This window comes from Psychrobacter sp. M9-54-1 (genome assembly GCF_016613355.1).
Lineage (GTDB): Bacteria > Pseudomonadota > Gammaproteobacteria > Pseudomonadales > Moraxellaceae > Psychrobacter > Psychrobacter faecalis.
Map to the genome: position 1 here is coordinate 35,729 of NZ_JADGFW010000003.1, position 19,550 is coordinate 55,278.

At 44.0% G+C, this 19,550-nt stretch carries 16 protein-coding genes; 10 read left to right on the forward strand and 6 right to left on the reverse strand.

From position 1 onward, the window contains the following. Window positions 1–567 precede the first annotated feature (567 nt). The 6 genes from IQ457_RS00895 to IQ457_RS00920 form a co-directional block, all read right to left on the reverse strand. Complete coding sequence (locus IQ457_RS00895; RefSeq protein ID WP_144296318.1) at window positions 568–2,250, reverse strand: NAD-dependent malic enzyme; 1,683 nt, start codon at window positions 2,248–2,250, stop codon at window positions 568–570. Between the two features lie 359 nt (window positions 2,251–2,609). Further along, complete coding sequence (locus IQ457_RS00900; RefSeq protein ID WP_200661753.1) at window positions 2,610–3,668, reverse strand: CaiB/BaiF CoA transferase family protein; 1,059 nt, start codon at window positions 3,666–3,668, stop codon at window positions 2,610–2,612. Window positions 3,669–3,672: 4 nt separating this feature from the next. After that, window positions 3,673–5,856 carry a 3-hydroxyacyl-CoA dehydrogenase NAD-binding domain-containing protein gene (locus IQ457_RS00905; RefSeq protein ID WP_200661712.1) on the reverse strand — a complete coding sequence of 728 codons (2,184 nt, stop codon included), beginning with the start codon at window positions 5,854–5,856 and terminating at the stop codon, window positions 3,673–3,675. 57 nt (window positions 5,857–5,913) lie between these two features. Next, a complete protein-coding gene (locus IQ457_RS00910) occupies window positions 5,914–7,122 on the reverse strand; it encodes an acetyl-CoA C-acetyltransferase (RefSeq protein WP_200661713.1) in 1,209 nt (402 codons plus the stop codon). Window positions 7,123–7,203: 81 nt separating this feature from the next. Next, entirely contained in the window at window positions 7,204–8,355 is a 1,152-nt protein-coding gene (locus IQ457_RS00915) for an acyl-CoA dehydrogenase family protein (protein WP_144296321.1), read from the reverse strand. 720 nt (window positions 8,356–9,075) lie between these two features. Then, window positions 9,076–9,993, reverse strand: a complete 918-nt coding sequence (locus IQ457_RS00920) for a LysR family transcriptional regulator (protein WP_200661714.1) — start codon at window positions 9,991–9,993, stop codon at window positions 9,076–9,078. A 187-nt stretch (window positions 9,994–10,180) separates the two neighbouring features. Here IQ457_RS00920 and IQ457_RS00925 point away from each other — a divergent pair, with 187 nt between their 5' ends. The 10 genes from IQ457_RS00925 to IQ457_RS00970 all read left to right on the forward strand — a co-directional run bounded on the left by IQ457_RS00925 (window position 10,181) and on the right by IQ457_RS00970 (window position 19,534). Beyond that, a complete protein-coding gene (locus tag IQ457_RS00925) occupies window positions 10,181–11,353 on the forward strand; it encodes a muconate/chloromuconate family cycloisomerase (RefSeq protein WP_200661715.1) in 1,173 nt (390 codons plus the stop codon). Window positions 11,354–11,395: 42 nt separating this feature from the next. Beyond that, the gene (gene catC, locus IQ457_RS00930; protein ID WP_011513602.1) at window positions 11,396–11,686 is read left to right on the forward strand and encodes a muconolactone Delta-isomerase; all 291 of its coding nucleotides are present in this window, start codon (window positions 11,396–11,398) and stop codon (window positions 11,684–11,686) included. Window positions 11,687–11,785: 99 nt separating this feature from the next. Then, window positions 11,786–12,709 carry a catechol 1,2-dioxygenase gene (gene catA / locus IQ457_RS00935; protein WP_200661716.1) on the forward strand — a complete coding sequence of 308 codons (924 nt, stop codon included), beginning with the start codon at window positions 11,786–11,788 and terminating at the stop codon, window positions 12,707–12,709. Window positions 12,710–12,837: 128 nt separating this feature from the next. Next, window positions 12,838–14,223 (forward strand): benzoate 1,2-dioxygenase large subunit, encoded by a 1,386-nt coding sequence (gene benA, locus IQ457_RS00940; protein ID WP_200661717.1) that lies wholly within the window; start codon window positions 12,838–12,840, stop codon window positions 14,221–14,223. Window positions 14,224–14,285: 62 nt separating this feature from the next. Continuing rightward, on the forward strand, window positions 14,286–14,783 hold the full coding sequence (benB, locus tag IQ457_RS00945) for a benzoate 1,2-dioxygenase small subunit (protein ID WP_200661718.1): 498 nt from the start codon (window positions 14,286–14,288) through the stop codon (window positions 14,781–14,783). 65 nt (window positions 14,784–14,848) lie between these two features. Then, window positions 14,849–15,865: a benzoate 1,2-dioxygenase electron transfer component BenC gene (gene benC, locus IQ457_RS00950; protein ID WP_200661719.1), complete on the forward strand. Its 1,017-nt coding sequence runs from the start codon at window positions 14,849–14,851 to the stop codon at window positions 15,863–15,865. A 58-nt stretch (window positions 15,866–15,923) separates the two neighbouring features. Then, complete coding sequence (locus IQ457_RS00955; RefSeq protein WP_102076547.1) at window positions 15,924–16,703, forward strand: 1,6-dihydroxycyclohexa-2,4-diene-1-carboxylate dehydrogenase; 780 nt, start codon at window positions 15,924–15,926, stop codon at window positions 16,701–16,703. 75 nt (window positions 16,704–16,778) lie between these two features. Then, window positions 16,779–18,008 (forward strand): benzoate/H(+) symporter BenE, encoded by a 1,230-nt coding sequence (benE, locus tag IQ457_RS00960; RefSeq protein WP_200661720.1) that lies wholly within the window; start codon window positions 16,779–16,781, stop codon window positions 18,006–18,008. Window positions 18,009–18,119: 111 nt separating this feature from the next. Continuing rightward, window positions 18,120–18,809 carry a 3-oxoacid CoA-transferase subunit A gene (locus IQ457_RS00965; protein WP_200661721.1) on the forward strand — a complete coding sequence of 230 codons (690 nt, stop codon included), beginning with the start codon at window positions 18,120–18,122 and terminating at the stop codon, window positions 18,807–18,809. 59 nt (window positions 18,810–18,868) lie between these two features. Further along, window positions 18,869–19,534, forward strand: a complete 666-nt coding sequence (locus tag IQ457_RS00970; protein ID WP_144296331.1) for a 3-oxoacid CoA-transferase subunit B — start codon at window positions 18,869–18,871, stop codon at window positions 19,532–19,534. The last annotated feature ends 16 nt before the right edge of the window (window positions 19,535–19,550 follow it).

A 19,550-nucleotide genomic window follows, 5' to 3' on the forward strand; every position in this document is an offset into this window, starting at 1 on the left:
TATTGTTGTTGTAAAAACAAGGACTCATAATCCTTTGGTCGTAGGTTCAAGTCCTACTGGGCCCACCACATATTAAATCAGGCTTGTTCGCAGCGATGCGGCAAGCCTTTTTTTATGGAGTTTTTTAGGACTTTCAGAAGATATAGAAATAGGGCGGACTATATAGAAATAGTTGATTTTGCTAATATTGCCGACATCATTCCTAAATGTATTGCTGAAAAAATCTAAAAACTTCTACGTCTAAACAGTACCCATACTGATGCACATATGAGGCTTATTATGGGTTTGAACCATAAGCTTAAGCTACCTAGGAAATCAAAAAGCCCTCTACGCTATTTTATATAGCGTAGAGGGCTTTTACGGTTTTAATGAATGAATAATTGATAACTATAAAAAGATGCCGCTGCGCCTACTGAACTAATGGCTTTTTTATGCTAAACCAAATCAGCCACAACCGACCAACTGTATTTAGCAAATTTCAGTTAGCGTTCAAGCAAGGACATGCTCTAGCCTAGAACCAGCTATCTACTATTTATTTATCATTTACCTATAAACACCTTCTAAAAATTAGAAAGAGGTACGACGATAATTGCGATATTCAGGTAACCAAAAATTCGCTTCCAATCGGCGCTGTAGGTTCTCCGCTGTGATAGGTAGTGCCAGCTTATCTTGAACCGCTTGCAGTGCCACTTCATAGGCTATTTTTTTACTGATCTCTTTAATAACTTTAATTGGCGGTAGTATGGCACCGGGCGCTTTTTCGTACTCCATTGATATATCTGCAAGCGCTTGGCTTGCTGCCATTAACATATTATCGCTGATACCTCTCGCCCGTGCTGCGAGAACACCAAGACCAATACCAGGAAATATATAGCTGTTATTACATTGAGAAACCTCAAAAGACTGACCGTTAAAAGTGGTATGAGCAAAAGGACTACCCGTTGCGATAATGGCGCGACCACGGCTCCAGTTCATCACTTCTTGCGGTGTGGCTTCCACACGAGAGGTCGGGTTTGAAAGCGGTAGTACAATTGGGTGTTCAGTATTAGCACATAAGGACTCGATCACCTCTTGAGTAAACAAACCTTTTTGTCCACTCACGCCGAACAATACCGTTATTTTTGCTTGTTTCACCACTTGCGCTAAACCGAGTTTTTGACTCTTATCCCAATGTTCAATTGCTGATTGTTTTTGCACCAGTGGCTCTTGGAATTTTTGTAGCTCTGTCATGCTATCGATGAGCAAACCGTAACGGTCAACCATAAATACTTGGCTGCGCGCTTGCTCTTCGGTTAAGCCTTCGCGCTGCATTTGGCGAATGATATGCTCAGCAATACCGCAGCCCGCAGAACCTGCCCCTAAGAAAGCTATTTTTTGCTGACTGAGTTTTTGACCTTTATTGAGGCACGCGGCAATCAAAGCGCCGACCGAAACCGCAGCAGTCCCTTGAATATCATCATTGAAACAGCATAACTGGTCACGATAACGATTTAATAACGGCGTGGCGTTTCCTTGAGCAAAATCTTCAAATTGTAATAAAACCTCTGGCCAACGACGCTTAACGGCTTGAATAAATAAATCGACAAATTCATTGTATTCCTCGCCAGAAATGCGTGGATTTCTCCAACCCATATACATAGGATCGTCAAGTAGCTGTTGGTTATTGGTACCGACATCTAACAAAATAGGCAGACAGTAAGCGGGACTGATGCCACCGCAAGCTGTGTACAACGCCAATTTGCCAATAGGAATGCCCATACCACCAATACCTTGGTCGCCAAGGCCCAATATACGTTCACCGTCAGTGACAACGATCACTTTGACATTTTGTTTGGTGGCGTTTTGCAGCATATCGTCGATTTTATGACGCTCAGGGTAGGAGATAAATAAGCCCCGTTTCCGGCGATAAATTTGCGAGAACTTTTCACAAGCTTGACCAACCGTTGGCGTGTAGATGAGCGGCATGACTTCCTCAATATGCTGCTCAACCAGATGATGAAACAAGGTCTCATTGGTATCTTGTATATTACGCAAATAAATGTGCTTATCCATCGTATTGGTAAATGAACGCAGTTGGTGATAAGCCCGCAGAGACTGCTCTTCAATCGTCTCAATGTTGTGTGGTAATAGCCCTGTTAAATTAAAGCTATCGCGTTCTTCTGATGAAAAAGCACTACCTTTATTCAATAAAGAGGTTTCTAATAGCGCGGGGCCAGCAATAGGAATATATAAGGGACGCTTGTTTGACATAATAAAATCTTCTTATTAAGGACGTATGAGTGAAAACGATACTAGGGCTGCATTATACCTAGCATCCGCTCATGTTTAACAATAGATAACAAATCATTTTGAGTCAGTACGGCTTTAAACTTGATTGCTTATACATTTGCCTAGAAATACTGCCGTTTTCTCTAAAATTGCATGCAATAAGTCGATTACCGCGCCAATAGTGATAAGTTCATAAAGGGGTTAACGCAAAAGAGGAATGTTTTTTCAGTCGCTTAAGAATGCCGTAGATGCTAAAAATATAATGGCTAAGAGATTAAGTGGCTAAATAATTAAGCTATTAACTGATTCACTAACAATGCTGTTACTTCAGCTTCATTACCTTACTGCCAACCCAGTGTCGCCCCATACTCATCTTGATGGGCAAATAAAGGATGTGCTCTTGCCTCCTCTAAACTCAATACTGGCGTGACGCACACATCGGTAGATGCAAAAACCTGCTGCCAATGGCTTAAAGGCTGATTGGCAAAGGTATCAGCAACCATTTGTGCTGCCTCTTGGCTGCTCTTGGTATTGGGCATAATCCCACGCTGCCAATGCACATCTTTAATTTCAGCCAATTTTAATATTTCACACAGCCCTTGCCAGAATTTTAGCTCTAGTGAACCCACCGCCATATGGCGATCATCGGAAGTTCTGTACAACCGATAACAAGGCAATAAACCGCCTAAGAAATCCTGTTGCGGCTCTGGGTTTTTGCCAGAAAAGCTGGCAACCAGTTTTCCAGTCGCTTTTGGCATGACCAGATGCTGATACAAGCTGTGCGTCATACTGACCGCAACGTGGCGACCTTTCCCCGTACGCTGGGCTGCAAATACAGCCGCTAATAGAGCAATCACCGCCGTGTCACTGCCGCCTGCTAAGTCTGCAAACTGAACATTGGGCATTGCCTGCTCGCCATCTGCCGTCTTGAGCTGGTCAAGCACCCCGCTCATCGCCATAAAATTGATATCATGACCGGCTTTATGCGCCCAATCATGAGTGATGCCATCGCTATTAGCCATGCCATAGCCCGTAATCGATACCATGACCAGCTTTGGATTAATGGCATGCAAGGTTTTGGCATCAAGCCCCATGCCTTCTAATACCTCAGGGCGAAAGCTATCGAGCATCACGTCGCTATCCTTGATTTGCGCTTTGATAGTCTCAATACCTTGCAAGTCACGAAAGTCAACTTTTAAAGTGGTTTTGCCACGATTAAGGGCGGTAAACAAATCCCCAAAAGCGCGGGCTGGATCGCCATTGAGTGGTTCAATCTTAATAATGTCCGCGCCTAAGTCCGCAAGCAATCTGGTCGCAAATGGCCCAGGCAGATTGCGCGTTAAATCAATGACGCGCAGCCCTTGTAAGCAGTCTTTCATAGCATCCGCTTGATTAACCATCGATTCAGTCATCTGAGAAAACCTCGCCTTTTGCCGCCATTGCCACTAGTATCTGCGCAGGCTCAAAACGTGCGCCATATTTCTGTGCCAGCTCACGACTACGCGCGACAAATTTATCGACGCCTACTGAGTTGATAAACTGTAGCGTCCCCCCTTGGTTTGGCGCAAAACCCCAACCAAAGATAGAGCCGATGTTGGCATCGGCCACCGTACGCACGACGTTTTCTTCATAGCATTTGGCAGTCTCATTGGCTTGCACGTAAAGTAGACGGTCTACCAAGTCTTGCTGCGAGGGCTGCTCATCTGTCGTTTGATATAATTCAGTGAGATCAGACCATAGATGTTTTTCACCATTCTCTGGATAATCATAAAAACCTTTAGACACCTTTTTACCTTCGCGGCCAAATTCTTTGACCATTTTTTCTACTACTGACATCGCAGGATGCGGCGTAAAAGTCTTACCTTCTGCCTCCATTGCCTTTTTAGTCTGCTCCATCACGTGTAGTGACAGGCTGAGTGACACCTCATCTTGCAGTGCCAGCGGCGGCATCGGCATACCAGACTTCATACCAGCCACTTCTATACTGCGAGGATGAACACCTTCAGCTAACATGGCAATGCCTTCTGACACATAAGTGCCAAAAACACGTGATGTATAAAATCCGCGGCTGTCATTGACAACGATGGGCGTCTTGCCAATTTGGCCAACATAATCAAAACCTGTTGCTAGCGTGGCATCTTCGGTTTTTTCACCAACGATAATCTCAACGAGTGGCATCTTATCAACCGGTGAGAAGAAATGCAGACCGATAAACTGGTTCGGGCGTTTGCTGGCTTTAGCAAGCTCAGTGATTGGCAAGGTTGAGGTGTTAGAAGCATAAAAGGCAGTCTCTGGAATAACGGCTTCAGATTGTCGCGTACATTCCGCTTTAATATCAATGTCTTCAAAAACAGCTTCAATGATTAAATCACAGCCTTCTAAATCATCATAAGACGTGGTGGTCTTGATAAGGTCTAATAATGCTTGTTTTTTGTCCTTTGTTGAACGCCCTCGGCTGATGGCTTTGTCTAGCAGCTTAGTAGAGTAGCTTTTGCCTTTTTCGGCACCTTCAATCGCCGTATCGAGCAATACCACTTCCATACCCGCTTTAGCTGAAACGTAAGCGATACCAGCGCCCATCATGCCAGCGCCTAAAATACCGACTTTGCTGACTTTAGATCGCTCAAACCCTTGCGGGCGTGATTGTCCTTTTTTAATACTATTGAGCTGCGTCCAAAGGCTATTAATCATGTTTTTGGATACGTCTGATAACACGCAGGCGACAAAAAAACGCGACTCGATTTTAAGGCCGTTGTCGATATCGGTTAAGCAGCCTTCAAACACGCTAGATAAAATATGGGTAATCGCAGGATAGTTGCCGTGGGATTTTTGATTGGCCATCGCTGGGGCCATAGAAAATACTTGCACCATTTTTGGATGATTGCTATCACCGCCTGGGATTTTAAAGCCTTTTTTGTCCCATGGTTGCTGCGCTTTTGGATTGTCATTAATCCACGCTTTTGCCTTACTGATAAGCTCGTCATTGTCATGAGCCACGTCATCGATAAAGCCAATTTCTAGCGCTTGCTGTGGACGCAGCTCTTTGCCTTGGGTCATCAGCTCAAGGGCTTTTTGAATACCAATCAAACGTGGCAAACGCTGCGTACCACCGCCGCCGGGTAGCAAGCCAAGCTTAACTTCTGGCAAACCCAGCTTGGTTGTAGACGAGGTTTTTGGTGAATCGATAGCGATACGATAATGACAGGCTAAGGCAAGCTCAAGACCGCCCCCAAGCGCCGTACCCGTAATAGCAGCAACGACTGGCTTACCTGAAGTTTCAAGTTTACGCAGGCTAGTTTTTAAATCTTCAACCAGATCAAAGGCTTGCTCGGCCGTTTCAATAGTAGCCAATTGGTCAATATCTGCGCCAACCACAAAGGTTGATTTACCAGACGTTAGAATTAGGCCTTTTGCGTCCTGGTCATTGATAAAAGCATCCGTTATTGTAGCAAAGGCTTCATTAAAGCCCTCTCCAATGACATTCATCTTACGCTCGGTTTGGTCGATAGTGACGGTGATAATTCCATTATCAGATTGGGCAGAAAAATTCTTTAATGCATTGATGGCATCTACGCTATTGGTGCTCATTTTAAATCCTTGTTAATCATCCATAATCATTTTTATAATCGTTTTTGCTAAATGTTTTTATACACGCTCAATGATAGTTGCAATCCCCATACCGCCGCCGACGCATAGCGTAACCATGGCGGTTTTTAAATCGCAGCGCTCAAGCTCATCAAGCACCGTCGTCATTAGCATCGCACCTGTTGCGCCGAGTGGGTGACCCATCGCAATCGCGCCGCCATTAACATTGACTTTATCTAATGAAATACCAAAGTCGCTAGCGGTATTCATCGGAACAGCAGCAAAGGCTTCGTTTATCTCCCATAGGTCGATATCAGACGCTTGCATACCCGCTTTATCTAGCGCTTTTTTACAAGCTGGTGTCGGACCTGTCAGCATGATAGAAGGCTCTGAGCCAATGACCGCTGCCATAGTAATCTTCGCTCGCGGCTTAAGTCCAGCTTTGTCCCCAGCGGCCGCACTACCGATAAGACATATCGCAGCACCATCGACGATACCTGATGAGTTGCCAGCATGATGCACGTGGTTTACTTTTTCAATCGTGGTGTATTTATCCAAAATAACGCTATCAAAACCCATCTGACCGGGCATAGCAAAAGACGGATTGAGCTTTGCTAAAGTAGTAACATCAGTATTTGGACGAATGGTTTCGTCTTTGTCTAATAGTAATAAACCATTAATATCCTTAACAGGCACCACTGATTTATCAAAATAGCCTTTTTCCCAAGCGGCGGCGGCTCTTCTATGTGATTCAGTGGCAAACTCATCAACATCGCTGCGGCTAAAGCCCTTTAGGGTTGCGATAGTATCAGCGCCAACCCCTTGTGGGACAAAACCAGTAGCATCATTAACGCGTGGATCCATATACCAAGCACCGCCATCTGAGCCCATCGGTACGCGGCTCATAGACTCAACACCCCCCGCTACGACCATGTCTTCCATACCGGACATGACTTTGGCAGCAGCAAGGTTGATAGATTCAAGGCCTGAGGCGCAATAGCGTGACAATGTCACCCCTGCTACACGTTGATCCCAGCCTGCATCGAGAGCAGCGATACGAGCGATATCTGAGCCTTGCTCACCGACTGGCGTCACACAACCAAGCACGATATCGTCGACGAGGCTGGTATCTAAGTGATAACGCTGCTGCATCTCTTTAAGTAGCGTACGTGTCAACCAAATTGGCGATGCTTGATGCAAAGCGCCATCCTTTTTTCCTTTACCACGTGGAGTGCGGATCGCATCATAGATATAAGCGGTCTGGGTCATAATAAATCCCTTTAATTTTTAAGTAGCTAGTTTTAAATAAGGAAGTGTTGAGAAGCGCGCATTCTGCTCACTCATAAGCGATTACATAAAGCGCGAGGCCAGCTCTTTCATGATTTCATTAGTGCCGCCGTAGATTTTTTGTACGCGAGCATCGGCATACATACGAGCGATTGGGTACTCTGACATATAACCGTAACCACCAAATAACTGTAAGCATTCATCCATCGTTTTACACTGTTTTTCTGTCACCCAGTACTTGATTAAGGATGCTTGCGCGGCGTCAAGCTTACCCTGTATTTGCGCCTCAACTGCTGAATCACATAAGGCTTTTACCGCTAAATAATCCGCTTGTACCTCAGCGAGCTTAAAGCGCGTGTTTTGGAATTGCCAAATTGGCTTGCCAAAGGCTTCACGCTCTTTGACATATTCAAGCGTCAGCTCTAATGCCAGTTTCATCGCGCCGCAGCCACTTAAAGCAATAATCAGGCGCTCTTGCGGCAGCTCTTGCATCATGTGTATAAAGCCAAGCCCCTCGACACCGCCTAGTACGTTTTTTTGTGGCACACGCACATTACTAAAGAAAAGCTCTGAAGTATCTTGTCCAGCAAGACCCGTCTTTTTTAGGTTACGGCCACGTGTAAAGCCTTCTAAATCGTCGGTCTCAACAAGAATCAGCGAGACGCCTTGTGCGCCCTTATCGCGGTCTGTCTTACAAGCTAATAGCACGATATTGGCATGCTGACCATTGGTAATAAAGGTTTTTGAACCATTAATAATATAGTCATCACCCTCTTTTATCGCATAAGTTTTGATGGCCTGCAGATCAGAGCCCGTCGTCGGCTCAGTCATCGCAATAGCGCCAATATATTCGCCCGTCGCCATCTTAGGCAACAATGATTTTTTTTGCTCTTCAGTTCCAAGCTTATAGATATATGGAGCCACGATACCTGAGTGCACCATACCGCCATAACTGGCTCGGTTCGCCTGCGCCTGCGCCAAAAGAATCGCGGCTTCATGACCAAAATCACCGCCGCCGCCGCCGTACGCTTCTGGTATTGACGCACATAAAAAGCCCATCTCGCCGGCCTCTTCCCAAGCCGCGCGGTCAATCATACCGTTTTCTCGCCACTGCTCGTCTTTGTCCTCCCAGCTTTGAAACATTTTTAGCGCACTGTCATATACCATTTCGTGTTCTTCAGTCATCCATTTTGCTGGAAATGCTTTGATACTCATACGGGTCATCCTTGACGTAAATTAACAGACATAAATTAAAAAATAATGAAATTGATACGATTAAAACTAACGTTTATTAGAATAATAGCCAATATACGGTAATCATAATTACCATATATGTTAACTCTCTAAAGCCATATATTTAACAACTCGCAAAAACATACTAAATTAACCAAAAGCTTTGTTCAATAAACTTGTATAAAATCGTGCTGGGTAGATTTGACCACATACCCTAAGACTGTTCCTTATCTTTCATAAAAAAAGGCTTGTTCGCAGCGATACGACAAGTCTCTTTTTATGGTATTTTCAAGGTTTTCAGAATGTATAAGACTGTGGCGGACCTTTACTTAGATATCGCTGAGATATGCTGCATCAAGCGCATAACGGAATCTGGTAAACGAATAATCATATTAGGGTAAGTTAGCAAACCCAAGCTTAGCACACTCTTTCAAAGCACTTACTCTTTGATAATTTAAAAATAGTTCAACTTTAGAAGTTGCAGATTTATAATGCTACTTAAGCATGCGTTAAACCTTTATCAGCTCTTTATAGTCAGTCTTCTAGTTCAGAAAAATCGTATTCACGACGATTATAATAAGGGCTACCACAAACGAGCCGTGCTACTTCCGCCGGGCCTGCTTCGGGTTTGTAATGGAATTCTGGCATAAAACTATCCTATTATGAGTTCATATTAAGATTATTAATAAGCAATTGATCTTCTTAAATTTTTTCAGGCTTATAATCAAACCCTTCTTCATCATAAATCTGATAAGTCACCTCCAACAATGTTTTTAATAGCTCTGATTTGTCAAAATGCCTCACACTCATAACAATAGGCGAGGTTAAAAGCCCGTCCTCGAAAGGAATATAAGTCACTTCCTGACTCCGTAGATGCTCAAGCGTTTTTGGTACAATAGTCAAGCCCTCACCTGCTGCTACTAATCCTAAAGCAATATGCAGCTCACGTACCTCAGTAAAATAGTTTGCTTTTAGATTGCGTGACTCAAAGAGCTCTAAGACAAAATCAATAAAGCTAGGACGAGGTGCCATTGGATATAACAATAAATTTTCATTGGTTAAATCCATTAAACGAATGCTCTTTTGTTGCTCTTTTGCCAATCGATGCTTGTTAGGAACCGCAACCACTAAACGCTCCTGTCTTAGTAATAATCGCCTAATAGAAGCGTCTTCAAATAAAAGCCTCCCAAAACCGACATCTATTTTGCCTTCTACTAAGCTTTGCGTTTGCTGCCAAGAGTTCAATTCATATAATTTAATCTCTATATTTGGATACAACTCTCTGAAGCGCGCAATCACTTTCGGCAATATGCCATACAGTATCGACGACACAAAACCTATCGATAATGTGTTGTCAAAGCTGCCTTTACGAAAGGTCATCGCCCGCAGATCATCTGATTTTTTTATTATCTGAAGCGCATGATCATAAAAAAAGTCGCCAGCTTCTGTAAGCTTTAAAGGGCGATTGTCCCTATCAATGAGCGTGACGCCGATCTCTTCTTCCAACTGTTTTATCTGACGGCTCAGTGGGGGCTGTGAAATAAACAAACGCTCTGCTGCCTTATTAAAACTTTTTTCCTCTGCTACCGCTACAAAATAGCGTAAATGTCTCAATTCCATTGAACATTATTCCTTGAGTGACCTATAAGCCTATCGATACCTAAAGAACATAACACGGTGAAGGTTGATTATCAAAATACCCAAAAGGTATCAATATCAGACCAAATAGGTCTTAGACATGTCGTTATCTAATAACTATAGTTCTTATTAAGCATAAGGAAGCAGCATTAACTTAATAGGGACTGTCATGATTCGTTCAATTAATACTTTATTGGTACCAATACCTACTATAAGGGCTCATAAGCTTGCTTGTACCGTTATGAACGAACAAGTTTTGGTATTAGTACACATTCAAACAGAAGATGGCTATGAAGGTTGGGGCGAAGCGACCACCATTGGCGGTCTAAGCTACGCTGAAGAAAGTCCTCATAGCATCAAGACTAATATCGATACCTACTTTACGCCTCTGTTATTAAAAGAGCAGCCAACCACCTCTGCTAAAGCGATGCAGCTGCTCAATCTTCATATCAATGGCAATCGCTTTGCAAAGTGCGCGATTGAAACTGCCCTACTCGACATTGAAGGTAAACGTCTAAACCTACCAGTAAGTGAGCTAATTGGCGGTCGTGTCCGCGATCGTATCGAAGTGGCTTGGACGCTTGCCAGCGGCAATACAGCGACCGATATTACGGAAGCTAAACGCATGATTGAGCAAAAGCGCCATCGCATTTTTAAATTAAAAATCGGTAGCAACCCAATTGTTGATGATGTTGCCCACGTATTAGCCATTAAAAAAGCACTACCTGACTGCCGTATTACGGTTGATGTCAACCAAGCATGGACAGAGCTTGAGGCAATGCAAGGTATTAGCCTATTGCAAGCTGGCGGCGTTGATTTAATCGAACAACCTGTCTCAATGCGTAATAAAGCCGCACTAAAACGCTTAACCGAACATTTCGATGTGGCCATTATGGCGGATGAAATTGTCCAAGATCCTCAGAATGCTTTTACCTTAGCAGCAGATCATTGTGCTGACGTCTTTGCCGTGAAAATCAATCAAGCAGGCGGATTAAAAGCGGCATGCTTAATCGGACAAATGGCACATCTAGCAGGTATCGAGCTCTATGGTGGCACCATGTTAGAAGGTCCTATCGGTACAGCCGCATCCGCCCATGTGTTCTCAACATACCCCAGTTTAAATTTCGATACAGAGCTATTTGGTCCTTTGCTATTAACCGAAGACGTTTTAGTACAGCCTCTTGATTATCAAGATTTTGGTTTAAATGTACCTACGGGCGCAGGTCTTGGTATCGAAGTAGATAGCGATAAAGTCTATCACTACGCCAAACAAGCAATCAATAATTCACTTAAATCATCGAAGCCGCAATTTGCCACTAATGCTCAAACTGAAATGCTGTAACAGCTAAAAAAATTACCCGTCATCAAATATAAGGAAATAATTATGTTATACCACGTCAGAATGGATGTCTTAATCCCAACAGATATGGACGCCGACAAGGTCAACGAGCTTAAAGCCACCGAAAAAGCATTATCACAAAAGCTCCAAGAGCAAGGTAAATGGCGTCATATTTGGCGTATAGCAGGTCAGTACTCTAACTTCAGTATCTTTGATGTTGAGAGTAATGAAGAGCTACACGACATTATGATGTCATTACCGCTCTATCCGTACATGAAGGTTGAAGTGACACCATTGTTACGTCATCCATCATCTGTTCGTAGTGATGACAGCTAAAGCAAGCCAGTACAGCTGATATCAGAATCTATAAAAACTGAGTAAGAATACTCACTGTAATTACCCCTTAATAAAACAGTCCTCAACAAGGAGAGAGACATGGAACGCAGCCAAATTGAAGCATTAGCCACTCAGTTCATCAAAGGCAAAATCGACTTCCCTGAGCAAGTCAATCCACGCGTACAAGAGATTGTATTACGTATCGTAACCGACCTTATGCAAACCATTAATGACTTAAAAATCACTGCCGACGAATACTGGTCTGGGGTTGAGTTTATTGGCGATTTGGGCAAAGAAGCCGGTCTATTATCGCCAGGATTGGGTTTTGATCACTTCATGGATTTAATGATTGAAGAGGATTTAAAAGCAGCCGGTCTTGACGGTGGTACTGTACGTACTATTGAAGGTCCACTCTATGTCGCTGGTGCGCCAGAAGAAAAGGGCTTTGCGCGTCTAGATGATGGCACTGACCTTGATAATGGCACCGTGCTATTTATGCAAGGCACTGTTTATGGTGAAGATGGAAAGCCTCTTCCAAACGCAAAAGTTGAAGTGTGGCATGCCAACAGCTTAGGTAACTACTCTTTCTTTGATGAATCACAGTCTCATTTCAACTTACGTCGTAGCATCATTACCGATGAAAACGGAAATTATGCATTCCGCAGCATCGTGCCGCTAGGTTACTCGGTACCACCAGAAGGAATGACGCAAAAAGTATTGGGCGCGCTAGGACGTCACGGTCATCGCCCAGCTCACATTCATTTCTTTGCCAGTGCTGACGGTCATCGCAAACTGACCACGCAGATTAACATCGATGGCGATGAGTACCTATGGGATGACTTTGCTTTTGCCAGTCGCGAAGGTTTGGTACCAGAGGTAACGATGGTCGAAGATGCGGACAAGCTAAAAGAAAAAGGTCTCGATAAACCATATGCCAGTATCGATTTCGACTTTCATTTAGTAAAAGATATCGACCAAAACGTCCAAGGCAGTGAAGTCGAACGTCGCCGTGCCCAAGGTTAATCGGGGCTTGTTATTGGATATTAGTAGTTTATAAATATGAAATCTCTACGTTTGGTACGTCCCAAGCTGCCGTATCAAGCGTAACACTGAATCTCATTTAACACCGTTATTATACAAGGAAGGCAGCCATGAGCCAGCGTATCAATCTAGTACCTGAAGGATCAGACATCACTATTGATGATTTTTTAGAAGAAAACAGCGAAAAAGGGATTTATCGCCTGCATCGTAGCGCCTTCACTAACGAAGAGTTGTTCGAGCTTGAGATGAAGTACATCTTCGAAAACAATTGGGTGTATTTGGCTCATGAGTCTCAAGTTCCTGATAACAACGACTACTACACCTCATACATTGGCCGTCAGCCCGTCATTCTTGCCCGCAATAAAGAAGGCGATTTGCACTGCATGATTAATTCATGCTCACACCGCGGCGCACAGCTCTGCCGTCATAAGAAAGGCAATAAAGCCACTTACACCTGCCCATTCCACGGTTGGACCTTTAACAACTCAGGCAAGCTGCTTAAAGTTAAAGACCCAAGACATGCAGGCTATCCAGAATGCTTCAATAAAGAAGGCTCACACGACTTAAAACAAGTGAAGATGGCCAATTATAAAGGCTTTATCTTTGCCAGCTTAAATGATGATGTTCAGCCAATCGGAGACTGGCTTGGTGGCTCTACCAAAATTCTTGACATGATTGTCAATCAATCGCCAGAAGGTCTAGAAGTGTTACGCGGCACCTCAACCTATACCTTTGATGGTAACTGGAAGCTGCAAGCTGAAAACGGTGCCGACGGCTATCACGTATCAGCCGTCCATTGGAACTACGCTGCGACAACTGCGCGCCGTAAAGAAGCTGAAGCTGTCAAAGAAGACAATATCAAAGCCATGAACGCTGGCAAATGGGGTCGACAAGGCGGTGGGTTTTATTCTTTTGAAAACGGTCACATGCTGTTATGGACACAGTGGGAAAACCCACAAGACCGTCCAAACTACGCTTATCGCGATGAGTATGTCGCCAGCTACGGTGAAGCCATGGCGGACTGGATGATTGAACGCTCACGTAACTTATGCCTATATCCAAACGTCTACATCATGGATCAGTTCGGCTCACAAATTCGTATGCTCCGCCCTATCGCGGTTGACAAAACTGAAGTTAGCATCTGGTGTATCGCACCAAAAGGCGAAAGCGATGAGTCACGTGCACGCCGTATCCGTCAGTATGAAGATTTCTTTAACGTTACTGGTATGGCAACCCCTGATGACTTAGAAGAGTTCCGCTCATGCCAAGAAGGTTATAACGGTATCAAGCTTGAATGGAATGATATGTGCCGAGGCTCCGAGCACTGGATTCAAGGTGCAGATGAAGGCGCTGCCGCTATTGACCTCAAACCTTTAATGAGTGGTGTTAAGACTGAAGATGAAGGACTATATACCGTCCAACATCGCTACTGGCATGAAGAGATGAAAAAAGCTCTAGAGCAAGAGCAGCAGCTACACGGTGCTAATAGCGACTAATACATTTTTATTATTACTCTGCTATTTATTGTAGTACTGACAAAAAAATAAGGATATCAATCATGAAAAATGCAACGGTTAACATTGAAGACATTAGACAGTTTCTATACCGTGAAGCGCGTTTATTAGACGAGAAAAAATGGGAAGAATGGCTCACTTATTACGATGAAGACTGCCCTTTCTGGATGCCAAGCTGGGATGATGATGGTCAGCTCATCAGCGACCCACAACGAGAAATCTCGCTGATTTATTATCCGGACCGCCGTGGTCTTGAAGATCGCATCTTCCGCATCGAGACTGAGCGCTCATCAGCGACCATTCCTGATACGCGTACCACGCACAATTTATCGAATATTGAACTACTCGAAGACAATGACGGTATTGTGACGGTGCGTTTCAACTGGATCAACAAATCTTTTCGCTATCATGAGACCAATACCTATTGGGGTTACTCTCAGTACAAAATAGACATGACTCAAGAACAACCAAAAATTTTGGATAAGTATGTGGTCTTAAAAGACGACTATGTGCATCAAATTATGGATGTTTATCACGTCTAAACATTATTCACTCATTATTTAGCCACTAGCTTTTAATTAATACGTGTTGAAAAGGGATATTTCTCATGGAATATAATATTGCTCTACAGTTCGAAGACGGCGTCACAGGCTTCATCAAATGTGAAGCCGACGAAACGGTCGCCGAAGCAGCGTATCGTCAAAAATTTAATATCCCTGTGGATTGCCTTGATGGTGCTTGCGGTACTTGCCGTTGCCATTGTGAATCTGGCAGCTACGACATGCACCCTGATATGTATATCGAAGATGCCCTGACAGAAGCTGAAGCCGATGAAGGTTATGTTCTCACCTGTCAGATGATTCCTGAAAGCGACTGCGTGATCAAAGTGCCAAGTTCTTCTGAAGCCTGTAAAGTCGGCAAGTCTGTATTCAAAGGCAAACTACAACAGCTGAATGTGCTGTCAGAATCCACTATTCATTTTGGTGTAGATATTGATAATCCCGAGGCTTTGGTCTTTCTTCCGGGACAATACGTCAACATTAATATTCCTAACTCTGACGAAACGCGCTCTTACTCGTTCAGCTCTGTGCCCAATGCCAAGCAGGCTGAGTTCGTCGTTCGTAATATTCCTAACGGCAAAATGAGCACCTTTTTATCTGATACTGCGACTATAGGTCAAGAGATTAATTTTGAGGGTCCATTTGGTAGCTTTTACCTGCGCCCTCTAATCCGCCCGACCCTATTTCTAGCAGGTGGTACCGGTATTGCGCCTTTTCTATCGATGCTAAAAAGCTTAGAGATGTCTGGTGCTCACCATCCTGTCAGGATGGTCTACGGCGTCACCAACGACTTTGATCTTATAGAAGTTCAGAAACTAGAAGAAGTCAAACAAAACCACCCTTGGTTTGACTACCGCACCTGTGTCGCCACTGAAGACAGCCAGCATGAGCGTAAAGGCTATGTTACCGGTCATGTTGATAACGAGTGGCTGAACGATGGTGACGTCGATGTCTACTTGTGTGGTCCGTTAGGGATGGTAGATGCTGTGAGTAATTGGTTAGATAGCAGCAACCTAAAACCAAGTAATTTTTATTATGAGAAATTCACACCTAGTGAGCAATAATAGAACCTAAAGGCATCCCTTTAGTAGCAGAGCATGAGCAAGTTTTTAGGAGACTGTCATGAGTAAAAGATTTGATAATAAGGTATGTATCGTTACTGGTGCCGCCCAAGGCATCGGACGCGGAGTCGCTTTACGTTTGGCAAGTGAAGGCGGAAAAATCGTCATGGCAGACTTTTCTCCATTAGTAGAAGAGGTGCTGGCTGAAATCATCGCTAATGGTGGAGAGGCAATTACCATTCAAGCTGACCTTGAAACCCATCAAGGTGCTAAAGAGGCTATTGATAAGGCACTTGATAGCTATGGGCGTATCGATATATTGGTCAACAATGTCGGCGGCGCAATATGGATGAAACCTTTTACCAGCTTCTCTGAAGCAGAAATCCAAAAGGAAATCAGCCGCTCATTATTTCCAACATTATGGTGTTGTCATGCTGTTTTACCAACCATGGTCAAACAGCAATCAGGCACTATTGTTAATGTGTCCTCTATCGCTACTCGCGGTATTAACCGCATACCCTATTCGACAGCGAAAGGCGGCGTGAACGCCATGACCGCATCGCTCGCTTTTGAGTATGCAAACGATGGTATACGCGTGAATGCTGTGGCAACTGGCGGTACTGAAGCGCCGCCCAGAAAGATTCCACGTAACGCCAAACCATTAACTGATGATGAAAAATCATGGATGAATGCGGTGGTTGATCAGACCATTGATCGCACCTTTATGAAACGCTACGGCACGATTGATGAGCAAGTCAATGCCATCTTGTTTTTAGCATCCGATGAGTCTTCTTATATCACTGGTAGTACCATTCCTGTGGGCGGTGGCGACGAAGGCTAATAATAAATCTGCCAATTAGTAGCATGCATCTTAATTTGCAACCCCGTAACGAATGCTAATTTGCAAGGAAGCAATATGGCCTCTGTAATCCAAACCTTAAAAAGCGACTGGTCGCTCTCCGCATCGGTTGCAGGGTTCTTAGCGGTTCTTATTTCTTATGCGGGGCCTTTAATTATTTTTTTTCAGGCCGCACAAGCCGCACAAGTATCAGATGCCATGATGGCGTCTTGGATTTGGGGTATCTCCATCGGTGCTGCCATTCCTGGTATATATTTATCCATTAAATATAAAACACCGGTTATTACAGCATGGTCCGCCCCTGGTACCGCTTTACTGGTTACCCTATTTCCACAGATGAGTATTAATGAAGCTGTTGCCGGTTATATCATCTCAGCGATTGTCATATTTATCGTGGGGGCAACAGGTTACTTCGACAAAATATTAAAATGGATTCCTAACGGTATCGCCGCTGGCATGATGGCAGGGATTCTATTTCAATTCGGCTTAGAATTATTTAAAGCCACTGATAGCATGCCATTTATCGTCTTTAGCATGCTCGGTTGCTATTTATTAGCCAAACGCTTTTCGCCGCGCTATACGATGATCTGGGTACTACTGTGCGGTGTTATCTTAAGCGTCTTACTTGGCAAAATGAACCCTGTCCATTTCGATTTAGCCATTACCATACCCACTTTTATTGCACCTGAATGGTCGTGGAACTCAACGTTTAACCTTGCTATACCACTCATCCTTGTGAGCTTAACAGGTCAATTCTTACCCGGTATGGCTATATTAAATCTAAGTGGGTATGACACGCCAGCCAAGCCTATTGTGAGTGTCGCAAGCCTTGCTTCATTAGCCGTCGCCTGTGTTGGCGGCATCACTATTGTGCTTGCAGCGATAACTGCCGCGCTTTGTACTGGCAAAGATGCGCATGAACTTAAGGAAAAGCGCTATATCGCAGGCGTCGCCAATGGCATTTTCTATTTATTTGGCGGTTTATTTGCTGGCAGTATCGTGATGGTATTTAGCTTGCTTCCAAAAGAGCTTGTCGCGGCACTGGCCGGCCTTGCATTAATCGGTGCCATTTCTGCCAATATCACCATTGCTATGAAAAATGATGAGCAAAGAGATGCGGCGTTAATTACCTTTTTAGCGACAGCATCGGGTATGAGCTTTTTGGGATTAAGCTCTGTGTTTTGGGGCATTCTTATCGGCATGATTGCTCACTATATTCTGACCAAAAAACGTCTACTACCAACATCATCTATCTCATTGACGACCTCTAATAATGAAGCCAATTAAGAGTAACTCTCTTACAAAAAATTTAAGTAGTGTCAGAGTAATGACTCAACCTATATACCGCTTATTAATTTTAAAAACACTACCTCATATGGATTTTTATAGGATATTAATATGATTAACAAAACAGATAAAAATATCACTGACGTACTCAGTCAAATCAAAGATGGCGCTACCATTATGATTGGCGGCTTTGGCACAGCGGGTCAGCCTGCTGAACTGATTGATGGCCTGATTAACTTGGGCATAAAGGATTTGGTCATCATTAATAACAATGCAGGAAATGGCGATTATGGTCTTGCCAAGCTTTTAAAAACAGGTGCTGTGCGTAAGATAATTTGCTCTTTCCCGCGTCAATCGGATTCTTGGGTATTTGATGAGCTTTATCATGCTGGCAAGATTGAGCTGGAGCTAGTACCACAGGGTAATCTGGCTTGCCGCATTCAAGCAGCTGGTATGGGGCTCGGTGCGGTATATACACCCACAGGCTTTGGTACTTTACTCGCAGAAGGCAAAGAGACTCGAGAAATCGATGGTAAAGACTATGTTCTTGAATATCCGATCAAGGCTGATTTTGCTTTAATCAAAGCTTCTAGAGGCGATCGCTGGGGCAATTTAGTGTACCGCAAGTCAGCTCGTAACTTTGGTCCTATCATGGCAATGGCAGCTGACGTGACTATCGCCCAAGTCTCCGAAACGGTGGAGCTTGGCGCGCTTGATCCTGAGCACGTTATTACACCGGGTATTTTTGTGCAGCATGTGGTGCAAATCCAGCCTGCTAGCACTGAAGCTGCTAGCGCTTAACTTTCTAGCACAGCTACTACAGCCACCGCTTAATACTGCCAACTATAAGGAGCGTCATCATGAGCCATACTTCCTACACCGTTTTGACCCGAGATCAAATCGCCGAGCGTGCTGCACAAGATATTCCAGATGGTGCCTATGTCAATTTAGGCATCGGACTACCGACCAAAATTGCCCAATACCTACCGGATGATAAAGATGTATTTTTGCATTCAGAAAACGGCTTATTAGCTTTTGGGCCACCACCTGCCAAAGGTGAAGAGGATCCCGAGCTGATTAACGCCGGAAAAGAGTACGTCACAATGCTCGATGGCGGCAGCTTCTTTCATCATGGTGACTCTTTTGCCATGATGCGCGGTGGTCATCTTGATATCTGCGTACTAGGTGCATTTCAAGTGGCTGAAAATGGTGATCTAGCCAATTGGAGCACCGGTGCGACAGATGCAATACCGGCTGTTGGCGGCGCTATGGATTTAGCCGTCGGTGCCAAAAAAGTCTTTGTGATGACCAATCACACCACCAAGACTGGCGACCCTAAAATCGTTAGCAAGCTTACCTACCCTGTGACTGGCAAAAACTGTGTTGATCGTATTTATACTGACTTATGTGTCATTGATGTCACTGATAAAGGTTTAGCCGTCACTGAAATGGTCGATGGCTTAAGCTTTGCGGACTTACAAGCATTGACGGGTGCGACGCTAATTGATGCTACAAATTCAAAATAATAAAAAGGACAAGGAT